Source organism: Pseudomonas sp. 32A, from assembly GCF_052682255.1.
In genome coordinates this window covers 1-14,040 of record NZ_JBQYLY010000001.1, presented here as the reverse complement: position 1 = coordinate 14,040, position 14,040 = coordinate 1, and the positions used below count along the sequence as shown (strand labels likewise).

The 14,040-nt window shown below is 57.1% G+C and carries 10 protein-coding genes and 1 tRNA gene; 5 read left to right on the top strand and 6 right to left on the bottom strand.

The genetic code is table 11. From position 1 onward, the window contains the following. Positions 1 to 120 precede the first annotated feature (120 nt). Positions 121 to 2,031 carry a phosphodiesterase DibA gene (gene dibA, locus ACUN0G_RS00055; protein WP_445572438.1) on the bottom strand — a complete coding sequence of 637 codons (1,911 nt, stop codon included), beginning with the start codon at positions 2,029 to 2,031 and terminating at the stop codon, positions 121 to 123. 166 nt (positions 2,032 to 2,197) lie between these two features. Between dibA and desA the strand changes: the two genes are divergently transcribed. Together desA and ACUN0G_RS00045 are read left to right on the top strand one after the other, a co-directional pair. Then, a complete protein-coding gene (gene desA / locus ACUN0G_RS00050) occupies positions 2,198 to 3,382 on the top strand; it encodes a delta-9 fatty acid desaturase DesA (protein WP_010168824.1) in 1,185 nt (394 codons plus the stop codon). Between the two features lie 256 nt (positions 3,383 to 3,638). Further along, positions 3,639 to 4,637, top strand: coding sequence for a GGDEF domain-containing protein (locus tag ACUN0G_RS00045; RefSeq protein ID WP_421552943.1), 999 nt, complete (start codon positions 3,639 to 3,641; stop codon positions 4,635 to 4,637). Positions 4,638 to 4,757: 120 nt separating this feature from the next. On the opposite strand, the gene ACUN0G_RS00040 is transcribed toward ACUN0G_RS00045, so the two are convergent. From ACUN0G_RS00040 to gabD, 3 genes are all read right to left on the bottom strand, one after another. Then, positions 4,758 to 5,966, bottom strand: coding sequence for a response regulator (locus tag ACUN0G_RS00040; protein WP_258343127.1), 1,209 nt, complete (start codon positions 5,964 to 5,966; stop codon positions 4,758 to 4,760). A 137-nt stretch (positions 5,967 to 6,103) separates the two neighbouring features. Beyond that, positions 6,104 to 7,381 carry a 4-aminobutyrate--2-oxoglutarate transaminase gene (gene gabT / locus ACUN0G_RS00035; RefSeq protein WP_258343126.1) on the bottom strand — a complete coding sequence of 426 codons (1,278 nt, stop codon included), beginning with the start codon at positions 7,379 to 7,381 and terminating at the stop codon, positions 6,104 to 6,106. A 182-nt stretch (positions 7,382 to 7,563) separates the two neighbouring features. Continuing rightward, complete coding sequence (gabD, locus tag ACUN0G_RS00030) at positions 7,564 to 9,006, bottom strand: NADP-dependent succinate-semialdehyde dehydrogenase (protein WP_003218155.1); 1,443 nt, start codon at positions 9,004 to 9,006, stop codon at positions 7,564 to 7,566. 395 nt (positions 9,007 to 9,401) lie between these two features. Here gabD and ACUN0G_RS00025 point away from each other — a divergent pair. The 3 genes from ACUN0G_RS00025 to ACUN0G_RS00015 all read left to right on the top strand — a co-directional run bounded on the left by ACUN0G_RS00025 (position 9,402) and on the right by ACUN0G_RS00015 (position 11,774). Next, positions 9,402 to 9,478: transfer RNA gene (locus tag ACUN0G_RS00025), tRNA-Arg, on the top strand. 105 nt (positions 9,479 to 9,583) lie between these two features. Further along, complete coding sequence (locus ACUN0G_RS00020; RefSeq protein WP_445572437.1) at positions 9,584 to 10,666, top strand: site-specific integrase; 1,083 nt, start codon at positions 9,584 to 9,586, stop codon at positions 10,664 to 10,666. 289 nt (positions 10,667 to 10,955) lie between these two features. Beyond that, a complete protein-coding gene (locus tag ACUN0G_RS00015; RefSeq protein ID WP_445572436.1) occupies positions 10,956 to 11,774 on the top strand; it encodes a RusA family crossover junction endodeoxyribonuclease in 819 nt (272 codons plus the stop codon). 239 nt (positions 11,775 to 12,013) lie between these two features. On the opposite strand, the gene ACUN0G_RS00010 is transcribed toward ACUN0G_RS00015, so the two are convergent. Further along, positions 12,014 to 12,976, bottom strand: a complete 963-nt coding sequence (locus tag ACUN0G_RS00010; RefSeq protein WP_445572435.1) for a hypothetical protein — start codon at positions 12,974 to 12,976, stop codon at positions 12,014 to 12,016. A gap of 230 nt (positions 12,977 to 13,206) precedes the next feature. Beyond that, the coding region (locus tag ACUN0G_RS00005; RefSeq protein ID WP_445572434.1) for a hypothetical protein at positions 13,207 to 14,040 on the bottom strand (834 nt) is incomplete at its 5' end.

The window sequence follows — 14,040 nt, the reverse complement described above, 5'->3', positions numbered from 1 at the left end:
CTTCACAAAACCCTGTGGGAGCCGGGCTTGCCCGCGATGGCGGTGTATCAGTCAACAGGGATGTCGCCTGTGATGGCCTCATCGCGGGCAAGCCCAGCTCCCACATTGACCGCGTTGTGTCTAACGAATCGCAGGCGCCCTCGCCCAATCCAGCTCACTGGCCGGCATCGGCCGACCAAACCAGTACCCTTGGCCCAGGTCGCACTGTTGGTCCAACAGAAACCGCGCCTGATCGACCTGCTCGATGCCCTCGGCATGCACCTGCATGCCCATGCTCTGCGCCAACGCAATGACCACTCGCACAATCGCCGCATCGTCCTCATCCCACGGCAACCCGGCGACAAAACCCTGATCGATCTTGAGCTTCTGCACCGGCAGCCGCTTGAGCCGCAGCAGCGATGAGTAACCGGTGCCAAAGTCGTCAATCGCCAGGCGCAAGCCCAGCTCCCGCAGGCGGTGCATTTGCTCAAGGGCGACTTCCGGATCTTCCATGACCGCGCTTTCGGTCACTTCCAACTCCAGAAACGCCGGATCCAGCCCGGTGTCGTGCAATACCTTGGCCACTTGGTCGTACAGCTCGCGCCGGGCAAACAGGCGACTGGACACATTCACCGCGAGAAAGGTGAGCGGCGCGCCGTCGGCCAGCCACTGGCACATCTGGCGGCAGGCCTGGTCCATGACCCAGGCGTCGATGTCGGCAATCAGCCCGGTACGCTCGGCAATCGGGATGAAGTCTCCCGGCGGCACCAGCCCGCGCTCCGGGTGCTGCCAGCGCACCAGGGCTTCGACGCCAATCAGGCGGCTGTTCTGTAGCTCGTGCACCGGCTGGTAATAGACCCGCAGCTCTTGCTGCTCCAGGGCGCGGCGCAGTTCGCCGGCCATTTCCACCCGGTGCTGGGCGTGGGCCGTGAGTTCTTCGGTGTACAAGGCGTAGCCTTCGCGACCAGCGCTTTTGGCCTTGAACAACGCGGAGTCGGCGTTGCGCAGCAGTTGCTCGGCGCTCAGGGCATCGCTGGGGAACAGGCTGATGCCGATGCTGGCGCTGATAAACAGTTGATGACCGTCGAAGATGAACGGCTCTTTCATCGCGTCGAGAATACGTTGTGCCAGCGCGGCAGCCTGGACCAGCTGTGGACAACTCTCCGCCAAGACCGCGAATTCATCGCCGCCCAACCGTGCCAGGGTCACACCGGGGCCGAACAGGCCTTGCAGGCGCTCGCCGACCGTCTTGAGCAACTGGTCGCCGACGTTATGGCCGAGGCTGTCGTTGATGATCTTGAAGTGGTCGAGGTCGAGCAGCAGCAAGGCACAGCCACGTTTATGGGCCTGCGCCGACGCCAGGGCCTGTTCGGCGCGGTCGGTGAACAGCAGGCGGTTGGGCAGGTCGGTCAGTGGGTCGTGGTGGGCCAGGTGCGCCAACTCGTGCTCGGAGTGCTTGATGGCGCTGATGTCGGAGAACACCGCGACGTAGTGGCTGATCTGGCCCTGATCATCGCGGATCACCCGGATGGTCTGCCACTGGGGGTAGATTTCGCCGCTTTTTCGGCGGTTCCAGATTTCGCCGCTCCATTCACCGTCGCGCTCCAGGGTCTGGAACATGGACCGGTAGAAACTGGCCGAGTGGCGTCCGGACTTAAACAGGCTGGGCTGGTGGCCCATGACGTCTTCGCACTGGTAGCCGGTAATTTCGATAAAGGCCCGGTTGACGTGAACAATCAGCCCTTGGGCGTCAGTGACCAGCACACCTTCACGGGTGCAATCGAATACGGCAGCGGCCTGGCGCAGGCGCTCACGGTTTTCCCGCAGTGGCTGCTGGACCAGGTTCGCCCGGGCAAAACGGGCGCACAGCAGGTAGATCGCCAGCGCGCTGAGGCTGACCCACACGTAGCCGCGCATCTGAAGCCAGCGGTCCAATTCCACGGGTTCATCAATAAAGTTGATCAATACCTGATGGCTGAGCTGAATCCACACAATCGAAACCAGCAGGTACACCAGCCCTGCACGCAGGGCACCTCGGTATGAAAACAGCATATGTTTAGTAATCCTTACTAAAAAACCAGATTCGCCCTACAAAGGTTACGGATTATAGAATAAGAAACATCCAGTCACTCCTATCTGAAAGGGCGGCTGGTTTTATCTGTAGGCTTAGTGATAATGCGCAAGCTGGTTTTTTCTTTATCTGAGGGCCATACAGCCTATGTGGTACAACGGTTTTCTTGACTTGTCGGCCTGGCAACTGGTGGCAGTCACCCTGTTGATGACCCACGTGACCATTGTCGGGGTCACGGTCTATCTGCACCGCTATTCAGCCCACCGCTCCCTGGAGCTCAATGCTGGCCTGAAACACTTCTTCCGCTTCTGGCTGTGGCTCACCACGGCGCAGAACACCCGCGAGTGGACCGCTATCCACCGCAAACACCACGCCAAGTGCGAAACCGTCGACGATCCCCACAGCCCGGTGATCAAGGGCCTGTCCACGGTCCTGCGCAAAGGCGCCGAGCTGTACCGCGCCGAGGCCGAAAACCCCGAGACCCTGCGCATCTACGGCAAAAACTGCCCGGAAGACTGGATCGAACGCAAGCTCTACACCCCCTACCCGCTGTTGGGCGTGGCGATCATGGGCGTGATCGACCTGCTGCTGTTCGGCACCATCGGCATCACCATCTGGGCCATCCAGATGATGTGGATTCCGTTCTGGGCCGCCGGCGTGATCAACGGCCTGGGCCATGCCATCGGCTACCGCAATTTCGAATGCCGCGACGCGGCGACCAACCTGATTCCCTGGGGCATCATCGTTGGCGGCGAAGAGCTGCATAACAACCACCACACCTACCCCAACTCCGCCAAGCTGTCGGTGAAGAAATGGGAGTTCGACCTGGGCTGGGCCTGGATCAAAGTGTTCAGCTTCCTGCGCCTGGCCAAAGTGCAACGGGTTGCGCCGATCGCCCACCGGGTTGAAGGCAAGGGCCACCTGGACATGGACACCGCCATGGCGATCCTCAACAACCGCTTCCAGATCATGGCCCAGTACCGCAAGTTGGTGATTGGCCCGCTGGTCAAGCAGGAACTGGAGAAGGTCGATCACTCGGTGCGTCACCAATTCCATCGCGCCAAGCGCCTGCTGTCGCGGGAAACCAGCCTGCTGGATGACCGTCACCACGTGCGCATCCAAAGCATGCTGGAACACAGCCAGGCCCTGAAAGTGATCTACGAGAAGCGCCTGGCGCTGCAACAGATCTGGCTGAAAACCAGCACCAACGGCCACGACATGCTGGCGGCGATCAAGGAATGGGTACACGAGGCCGAGGCCAGCGGGATTCAATCCCTGCGGGACTTTGCCCACCAACTGAAGACGTATTCGCTGCGGCCTGCCGCGGTCTGATCACTGTAGGAGCGAGCTTGCTCGCGAAGGGCCCAATTACACCGCGTGCAGCCAGACAGCACGCGTTATCGTTGACGCCCTTCGCGAGCAAGCTCGCTCCTACATGTTTCTGGCGCCATTTCTTGGTCGCCTCAAATCGGCGCTGATAACGGAACTTAGCTGCAAATTCCCCCTCTCAAACAACACTTCGCCATCCCGGCGGCCCTTGTTGTGACCGCTGCCCAACCCCGCGGCATGCCCAGAGAGAGTTGTGCCGATGGTCCCCGAAAAGACCTTCACCGACACCCCCGTCCACGATCAGCCACGACCGGCCGCCGCCGCTACGTTGCTGGCGCTGATGCATGCCCAGGGCGAAGTGGAACGCTTGAGTGAACGCGAGCAACTGCTGAGTTCACTGCTGGTCAGCGTGAATGCCGTGCTCTGGGCCATCGAGTGGGACACCCGCCGCGTGCTGTATGTCAGCCCGGCCTATGAGCGGGTTTTCGGACGTACGGCAGGCATGCTGCTGGCGGACCATCGGGAATGGCGCAACAGCATTCACCCCGAAGACCTCGACTACGCCGAGCACAGCCTGGCCCAAGTGCTGCACAGCGGCGCCGTGGAAGACCGCGAGTACCGCATCATCACCGCCGACGGGCAGATCCGCTGGCTCAGCGACAAGTGCTACATCAGCCAGCAGGCCGAGCCCGGCCAGCCGGTGATCGTCGTCGGCATGGCCGAGGACATCACTGAAAAGAAGCAGCTTGAGCTTGAGTTGCATCGCCTGGCCACCACCGACGTGCTGACCCGCAGCAGCAACCGTCGACACTTCTTCGAGTGCGCCCACCACGAGTTCGAACGTGCCTGCCTGCAGGGCACACCTTTGGCGTTCCTGTTGCTGGACATTGATGACTTCAAAGTGGTCAACGACACCTACGGCCACCTGGAGGGCGATCAGGTGTTGCAGCGTATCGCCGAGAGCGGTCGAGGGGTTCTGCGCCGTGGCGACCTGTTCGGGCGCATTGGTGGCGAAGAATTCGCCGCCGTGCTGCCCGGTTGCGCACCGGAGATGGCAATGCAGGTGGCCGAACGCCTGGGGCATGAGATTGCGCAACTGAGTTTCAGCCATGACGGTGAGAGCTTCGCGGTCACCGTCAGCCAGGGCCTGGCCAGCCTGACGGCCGAGGATGCCAACGTCGACAGCCTGTTCGCCCGCGCCGACGCCGCGATGTACGAGGCCAAGCGCCAAGGCAAAAACCGCGTGCTCGTCGGCTGACGCTACGCGATTACCTGTGGGAGCCGGGCTTGCCCGCGATGCAGGCACCTTGGTGTGCCAGTTGTACCGGGATGATCCTATCGCAGGCAAGCCAGCTCCCACACTGGCCCGCATCGCCTGCTAGGTTTTGCGCATACGCGTCAATTCCGGCAAACCCACCTTGAGCAGGCGCGCCGTCTTGCTTTTCGCCAGCGCCTCAACGCCTTCATGCTCGGTCAGCCGCGCCAGCTGCGCCGCCAGGTTCACCACCAGCGCTTCCCGGGAATACACCCCGCCTTCCAACGAGTAAATCGCCGCGATCAACTGGCGCAGCTCCAGCGGCAAGCGCCAGCGCGTGCGCAACGCCGAGCCATAGGCCGCGCCGAAGGTGTAGAGAGACTCGCCAATCGCTTCGTCATCCAGTTCGCCGCCACCCTGCAACCAGTCTTGCAGGCACCGCAGCAAGGCCAGGTCGCCGAGGCGATGGAGGATGCCGGCGCTGTAGCAGCGCTCGTGATCAAGGTCGAGCATGCGCCCCAGGCTGCGGGCGTAATCGGCAGTACGTTGGGAAAGCTGCCAGTAACGCTCGGCGTAATCCCTGAGGCCAGGGTCGCTCAGCACCACGTTGTGCTTGAGGGCCAGCCCCAGGATCAGGTTCATGCTCTGCCCGGCCGCCAGCTTGTGCAGGGCCATGGCCAGGGTTTGTACCGGCGAGCCGTGATACCCGGCGCTGTTGGCGGCGGCGATCAGCACGGCGGTGATTTGCGGGTCCATGCGCACCTGCTCTTCCAGGCGCTTGAGGTCCAGGCCCTCCGGTTCCAGGCTGTATTGCACCGCAGCCTGTACGTCGACTCGCAGCGGCGCGCCATCGGAGGCTTCGCGGCGCCGCTCCAGAAACACCGGCAAGGTCATGCCCGGCGCCAGGGCCGGGACTTCGCAATACACCGTTTCGCCTTCATTCAACAGCAAGTCTTGCAGGCGCTGGGTCAGGCTTTCCATGTTCAAGGGTTTGGTCAGGTACGCCGTCGGCGCCAGGGGCAAGACTTCGTGCACGCTGGCGCTGTCGTTGCGGGTGCCCAGCAGGATAAACGGCAACAGCGGCGTTCGCCGTTGCTGGCGCACGCTGTGCAACAGGCTCAGGCCATCGACGCCGGGCAGCTCCCAGTCGGCGATGATCAGGTCGTAGGGTTTGTCACGCAGCAGCTCGGCGGCCTGCTGGCCATCGGCACACACATCCAGCCGTGCGTCACAGCGCACATTCAGCAACACCTGCTTGAGCAAATCCCGGGACCAAGGGTCGGCCTCGGCAATCAGCACACGGGGTACAGCAGGTAAATCAACAGCAGTCATCCAGCACGCTCCATCGGCAATACCAGCACCTTAGACAAAGGAGCCGCCTGGGTACAATGAACAACGGCTGAATACCGTTCATCGGGCACAAAAAAACCCGCCTAAGCGGGTTTTTTGTCGATCAGGTCAACTTTCGATCACAGCTCGGAGAAGCACTCTTCGATGATCGCCAGGCCTTTGTCCAACTGCTCGTCCGGCGAGGTCAGCGGAACCAGCACGCGCAACACGTTGCCGTAGGTGCCGCAGGACAGCAGGATCAAGCCCTTGTCGCGAGCCTTGGCCACCACGGAAGCAACAGCAGCGGCGTTCGGCTTGTGGCTGTCGCCATCTTCGAACAGCTCGACCGCAATCATCGCGCCCAAGGCACGCACGTCGCCGATTACCGGGTACTTGGCCTGGATAGCTTTCAGGCCGGTCACCAGGCGCTCGCCGACAGCCTTGCAGCGGTCCAGCAGGTGCTCTTCTTCGAACACGTCCATCACGGCCAGGGCCGCAGCGCAAGCGATCGGGCTACCGGCGTAGGTGCCGCCCAGGCCACCCGGCGCGATGGCATCCATGTATTCAGCCTTGCCGCACACGCCGGCCAGCGGGAAGCCGCCTGCGATGGATTTGGCGAAGGTGGTCAGGTCGGCGGCAACGCCCATCTGTTCCATGGCGAAAAAGGTACCAGTACGGCCAGCACCGGTTTGCACTTCGTCGGCGATCAGCAGGATGCCGTGCTTGTCGCACAGTTCGCGCAGGCGCTTCATGAACGATTTAGGCGCGACGTAGAAACCGCCTTCGCCCTGCACCGGCTCGATGATGATGGCAGCGATATCACGCGGCTCGGCATCGTTCTTGAAGATGCGTTCGATGCTGGCGATGGAGTCGTCATCGCTCACACCGTGCAGTTCGTTCGGGAACAGCGCGCGGAACACGCCGCCTGGCATCAGGCCCATGCCGGCCGAGTACGGCACGACTTTACCGGTCAGGCCCAGGGTCATCATGGTGCGACCGTGGTAAGCGCCGGTGAACGCGATCACGCCAGCACGGCCAGTGGCGGCACGGGCGATCTTCACGGCGTTTTCTACCGCTTCAGAACCGGTGGTGACCAGCAGGGTTTTCTTGGCGAAATCACCCGGCACCTTGGCGTTAACTTTTTCGCACAGCTCAACGTACGGCTCGTAGGCCAGTACCTGGAAGCAGGTGTGCGTCAGCTTGTTCAGCTGTTCGGTCACGGCCGCGATGATTTTCGGGTGCACGTGACCGGTGTTCAGCACGGCGATACCGCCGGCGAAATCGATGAACTCGCGACCTTCAACGTCGGTCACGGTGGCGTTCTTCGCCGACTCGGCGAAGATCGGGTGAATCTGGCCAACACCGCGCGGTACAGCGGCTTCGCGGCGTTTCATCAGGGATGCGTTGGTCTTGCTCATAAAGTCCTCATTCGCCACTCATCGGGTGGCGTGGTCCAAGGAATACGTGGCGGGGAGGCAACTACGGCAGCATGCGATGATCGACTGCCACAGCTTTCCCGGCCACTACGAATAACGGTGTGAAACACGCAAAGGGACAGCGCTCTCGTGCCCTTTGCGTTTACTGCAATCTCGCGCCGGGCTTAGATGCCCAGGCAGAGGTATTTGATTTCCAGGTAATCCTCGATCCCGTACTTGGAGCCTTCACGGCCCAGGCCCGAAGCCTTGATGCCGCCGAACGGCGCCACTTCGTTGGAGATCAACCCGGTGTTGACGCCGACCATGCCATATTCCAGGGCTTCAGCCACACGGAACACACGGCCCAGGTCGCGGGCATAGAAGTAGGAAGCCAGGCCGAACTCGGTGTCGTTGGACATCGCGATCACTTCGGCTTCGTCTTTGAAGCGGAACAGCGGCGCCAGTGGGCCGAAGGTCTCTTCCTTGGCCACGGCGGCGTCTTTCGGCACGTTGACCAGGATGGTCGGCTCGAAGAAGTTGCCTTCCATCACCTTGCCGCCGGCCAACAGGGTCGCGCCTTTGCTCAGGGCATCAGCGATGTGCTCCTGAACCTTGGCCACGGCCTTCTCGTCAATCAGCGGGCCGGTGGTGGTGCCTTCTTCCAGACCGTTGCCGATCTTCAGCTTGGCCACCGCCACTTTCAGTTTTTCAGCGAACGCGTCGTACACCGAATCCTGGATGTACAGACGGTTGGCGCAGACGCAGGTCTGGCCATTGTTGCGGTACTTGGAAATGATCGCGCCTTCGACGGCCTTATCCAGGTCTGCGTCGTCGAACACGATGAACGGCGCGTTGCCGCCCAGTTCCAGGGAGACTTTCTTGATGTCCTTGGCGCATTCGGCCATCAGCTGGCGACCGATTTCGGTGGAGCCGGTGAAGGACAATTTACGCACGATCGGGTTGCTGGTCAGTTCGCTGCCGATATCGCCGGCGCTGCCGGAAACCACGCTGAACACGCCTTTCGGAATGCCGGCACGCTGGGCCAGTTCAGCCAGGGCGAACGCGGAGAACGGGGTTTGCGATGCAGGCTTGAGCACCATGGTGCAACCAGCGGCCAAGGCCGGGCCGGCTTTACGGGTGATCATCGCGGCCGGGAAGTTCCACGGCGTGATGGCAGCGGTAACGCCGATCGGTTGCTTGATCACGATCAGGCGCTTGTCCGGCTGGTGGCCGGGGATCACATCACCGTAGACGCGCTTGGCTTCTTCGGCGAACCACTCGATGAACGAAGCGGCGTAAACGATTTCGCCCTTGGCTTCGGCCAGCGGCTTGCCCTGCTCCAGGGTCATCAGGCGAGCCAGGTCGTCCTGGTTCTCGATAATCAGCTCGAACCAGCGACGCAGCTTGTTGGCGCGGTCCTTGGCGGTAAGTGCACGCCAGGCCGGCAGGGCCTTGTCAGCTGCTTCAATGGCGCGACGGGTTTCGGCGGCGCCCATTTTTGGCACGGTACCGAGGATTTCGCCGGTAGCGGGGTTGTTGACCTTGATCGTTTGACCGTTGTCCGCATCGACCCAAGCGCCATCAATGAAGGCTTGCTGGCGGAACAACTGGGTGTCTTTGAGCTGCATGTCGGCTTTCCTTAACAGCACCGCGCACGCGCGGAGCGAATTAGAGTTGTTGAAAGGCGCCTTGAGGGCTGCCGTCAGGGAAATCATTCACTGGGCGCAAGCACGTAAATAGCGCACGAAAGGACAAATGTGCGGTTCAGCACCCAGGCAGGAGCGTTTGAAATCTCAAACGAATCCTAGGATCAATGGGGGTGCAGGGCAATAGTCTGTTCGAAAAAAAGAACGAAAACGGCGCATTTGCTCCATTTTTCTGATCAGCGTGTTGCAGGCGAGTTCAACCGTATTGCACCGAGACGCCCGGCACAGGGCGCCAGCAGCGCGTATTCCTACGGGCGGCCGGGCGAAAAGCGGCATGGACGCCCAAGGTCGACATGGGTATGATGTCGCCCGCACAAGCATCCGTAGCTCAGCTGGATAGAGTACTGCCCTCCGAAGGCAGGGGTCGTGGGTTCGAATCCCGCCGGGTGCACCATCTTCTTTCCCTTGTATTACAAGGGGATAGCGCTCCTGACAGAAACCTGTCCTAGTCCTGAAAGTCGTTTTTGCCACAAATTTGCCACACTCAAAAGTGGCGGGAATGGTCGAAATGGCAACAATCAGGAATCGCGGCGAGTATCAGTGGGAAGCGCAAATCCGCCGTAAGGGTTATCCAGCCCAGCGCAAAACCTTTGAAACCAAAGCCGATGCCCAGGCCTGGGCACGCATGATCGAAAGCGAAATCGACCGGGGTATTTTTGTCTCTCGGGTCGAGGCTGAACGCACTGCCTTTCATCAACTCATCGATCGCTACATCTCCGAGATTGCTCCGAAGCACAAAGGCGCTTACTCGGAAATCAAACGCCTGGAAGCGCTCAAGCGTCATCCATTGGCTACGCGCATCGTTGCCACCCTCACCTCCTCCGACTTTGCCCGTTACCGCGACGAGCGCCTGAAGATTCGCAAGGGTAATACCGTTAAGCGTGAGCTGGCTTTGTTTCAGTGTGTGATTGAAGTCGCTCGCCGTGAGTGGGGCATTCATCTGGCCGAGAATCCAGTCAGGATGGTCAGCCGTCCAAGCTACAACGACGAACGTTCGCGACGATTGGACCCCATTGAAGAGCAATACATGCTCGGCGCGTTAGAGCTCCGTGAGCGACGTGCTGATGGGACCTACGCCGATGCATCACACAATCCATGGATACGGCCCATCGTCCAACTCGCGATTGAGACAGCCATGCGCCGGGGCGAGATTTTAGAGCTGCGCTGGAAGCATGTGAACCTGGAACGTAGAACCGCGCACCTGCCCGCAACCAAGAACGGCCTGCCCAGAACTGTTCCGCTTTCGCCTAACGCCATCCAGCTGTTGAAGGACTTGCCGCGCTCGCTGTGCGGTCGAGTTTTTCCCACCACCGCTGATGCGCTCAAGAAGGCCTTTGTGCGAGGTCTGGAGCGTGCGAGGCTGAAATACTTGGGAGATTGCGGGGTGGCGCAGGTAACTCCTCAGGAAGACTTCCTGATCAACCTGCGCTTTCACGACCTGCGGCATGAAGCGACCTGTCGGCTGGCGACCAAACTGCCGAATTTGATCGAGCTCGCGAGCGTGACGGGGCATCGGGAGGTGAACATGCTGAAGCGGTATTACAACATTACTGCGGAGGAGCTGGCCGCGAAGCTAGCTTGATCGACCCACACCGGTCCGTGCGGTAATCGCACAGACGGAGCATCATTTGCGCACCACTGGGTCAGTCGAGGTCAGCACACTAGGTGTTTTTGACAGGCAGAAGTCGGCAAAAAGCGGAACTCCACCCCTCCAGTTAGTGAGCCCATTGCAGATATCGGAACCCAGTGGATAACATGGGTGAAAGCTAGCTTAGTGACACACTCTTCTCTGCTCGAATGCATCTCCACTTTGTGCAAGGGAACGCTAGAAGACCATTTCCACAGCACAGCCCCAATGGAATATATGCGCCATGCTTCACATCTCCGTCAAAACATCTAATTGCGACCAAAACAATCAATACCTCATCGAAGAAATGGCAACGGCTTCGGTCAGCTTGGAGCTTCACTTTGATGAAATTGTGAGCACTCAATCTCGCTCGGAACGAAAGCAAGAACTCACTCAAGCGATTCAGCGTGAACTCTCGCAGTTCAAGTGGCTAATCTCCGGTAGCGTGCAGATCGAGTTTGCTTGGTACCTCCACAGCATCCAACGCCAAGAGACGGACAAGGTGGGTGATATTGACAACATCACAAAGCCAATTCTTGACGCACTGACTGGACCAGATGGGATACTCATAGACGATTCTCAAATCGGGTCGGTGCACACTTTCTGGATGTCTCGCAACGAACAGCTTTCCTACAGCGTCCTGAGGCTAAGTATTCAGTTCTCTAATGACGATTGCCTAGACAAACACAACCTCGTTTTCATCCAATATTGGAACGCGATGTGTGTCGCTCTGAATGTTGACTTCGCAGACCAAAAGTCCATTTTTGGTGCGCTCTTCGTGGTTCGAGCACGCAAGATTTACCGCAGCATGGCGAGCTGGTTCCGAGAAACTGGCGCCAACGCCGACCGATTCCTAATCCAGTCGACATGGGAATTCCATCGGACACGTGTCGGTGGCTTTCCTAGGGAATGCGTTCTGTCTATGGCGCAGTTTAACCAGAGGGCGCTAAACGCCGGATTGGACTGGGGCGCTCTTCGCAAATTACGGCAGGCACTCGGACGCCTTCCATCTCTACGAGCGCCGGCGCACCGTAGTGTGAGGCGTATTCCTACGGATGAATAGCCTGAAGGGCAGATGTCCTGACATGCGTCCCGCAGTGGAAATAAAAGTGATTTTTCAGAAAAGCAGTCGCTAGGGGGAAGACTCATCGCTGAGGATCTACTCCACTCCATTGCGATCATTCAACCCTGCGACACGACCGGCTGATTAGGGTCGCTAGCGAACTTTCGCAGAAGCCCGCATTCGGCCGCTAACTCATTCAATTGTTGCACAAGCTTCTCGCTGGACCGAACAGTAAACATTCAAGTATTGGACCTCAATTCCTTTTCCAACTGCTCTACGAACTTTGAGCATTCGCTAACAACTGTCTCGACCGACTCAGCGGTTAGATCATGAAAGTCACCAGCTTTCGTTTTACCAGCTCGATGAACCAGATCGTGCCGAATCAATACACTTTTAAAAACTTCTGTGAAAACAGGAAAATCAACCCCAAATGTATCCCGGTACATACCGCTTACTTTTGGCAAGTTGTGGTACAGGACGCTTTTCATTGACTCAATTGCTTTTGCCTCTATCCCTTCATGCACCTTGAACAACTCTGCAATAAAGAATTTTTCTTGGCCGTATTCATTGAAGTTTTCAACGAAGGCCCGTAGATTCCCCTTATTACCTTGAACAAGCGATATAAACCGATCGCACAGATATGTCTCCAAAGATGTAATCACATTTGCATAAAGCATGTACGCCATTTGCTTTTGCAGACTTTTACCATCATCCAGCTTAATGCCATTGAGCTCAATGACATTTTGCATACTGCTTGTAAATGTCATATAGACATCATGCTCTGACAATACTTTACCACCAGAGAACCTGTTTCCAATAACTTCTAGTATGCGTTGCTCTATGAGCGAAGGTCGGTTTAATTGCAATACCGATATCGTTACCTCTCCTTGTTCCGTTACGCCTTCCAAGTATCCGTTTTCATTTTGCTTTATGTGCTTAGAAAAATCATCATGCAACGGATTTAGTAGTAAAGGTCGTCCGTCATCGGCAACAGGAAAACTCGCGCCTTTAATCATATTGCATGCTCGACACGCAATAAGCATATTGCCTTTATCAAGAGCCATGTGCGGGTAGGTGGATTTGGGATAGAAGTGTTCGATATCCGCCATTAACGGATCGTAAAGTTTGACTCCGCAATAAGCACACTGATGCTTGAATTTTTCTAAAATCTCAGGCTTTAACGCTTTAAAATTACGACTCATTCTATTATGCCTCTGGGGAGCGGACGTTAGCTGATCTACTTTCGAAAAATTGTCTGACAATCTTAAAAAGCCGCGTAGAAGATGCATTAATGCAGCACAGCGCAATAAAGATCCGAGAATCACCTACATGACTCTAAAGCTCTACATTGTTTATAAAATTGTCCACATAATAAATTTTAGTTTTTACTTGGAAGGCACGGTAGATAATCTTGGCTTTCGCAACTGATTTTTTATCCCCGCAAATAAAATATGAGCACTTTGAGTGCTATATAGACATGCAGCGCATCAGTAAGCATGTTGTTCAGGTTGTTTTTCTTTTCAATTTTCTCTTTAAAAACGGGGAAAAAATCAAGAATCCCATAGGCGATCGTGAATTTATCCTCTTCACTGATCGTATCTATTGAACGACCGTCAACATTAAGAAAAGATTGAAAGATAGAGATAAAATTCCGTTCAATCTCCTCTGGAGGCGAAAGCAAGTAACTATATATAGGCCATTCTCTTATTTCTTCAGCCGCCGGCTGGTTCAATCTGACGATTTCTATGAGTGAGCTTCTAAAATTTCTTTGGAGCTTGTGATCTGCGAGGCCATTTTCCTGAAGGTGATCTACGAAGCTTTCCAGTAATCCGGGAGACATTACTCCGTGGAACCGGTCTAAGAAAGGAACCAGAACATTTCCACCGGAAAGTTTGGCCACATCAACTTTATAGGACAGAAAATCGAATTTTAAATTTTTCAGTTCTGGTGTGTTTTTTTGATCCGCTGCCATTGCCTCATATACTAAGCCGGGAGGTATTTTATCCACGCAAAATCCTGAACCGTTTTTATGCGGGCCTATACACCACCCCTCCGTAATTATTGCCAATTGCTCAAGGTCTTTCTTGATGTAGCTTGCATTAGAACACCTCAACAAATCACTAATGTGAGCATGAGAATATGGCGTCAAGTAACCCTTATTCCTCCCTGCGCTCAAATTTTCTACAAGACGAGAGCTTTTTCTGTCTTGAATGATGTCTTGGAAAATGTTCCAGTCCAAGTATATTGATTTTATACTGCCTGTATT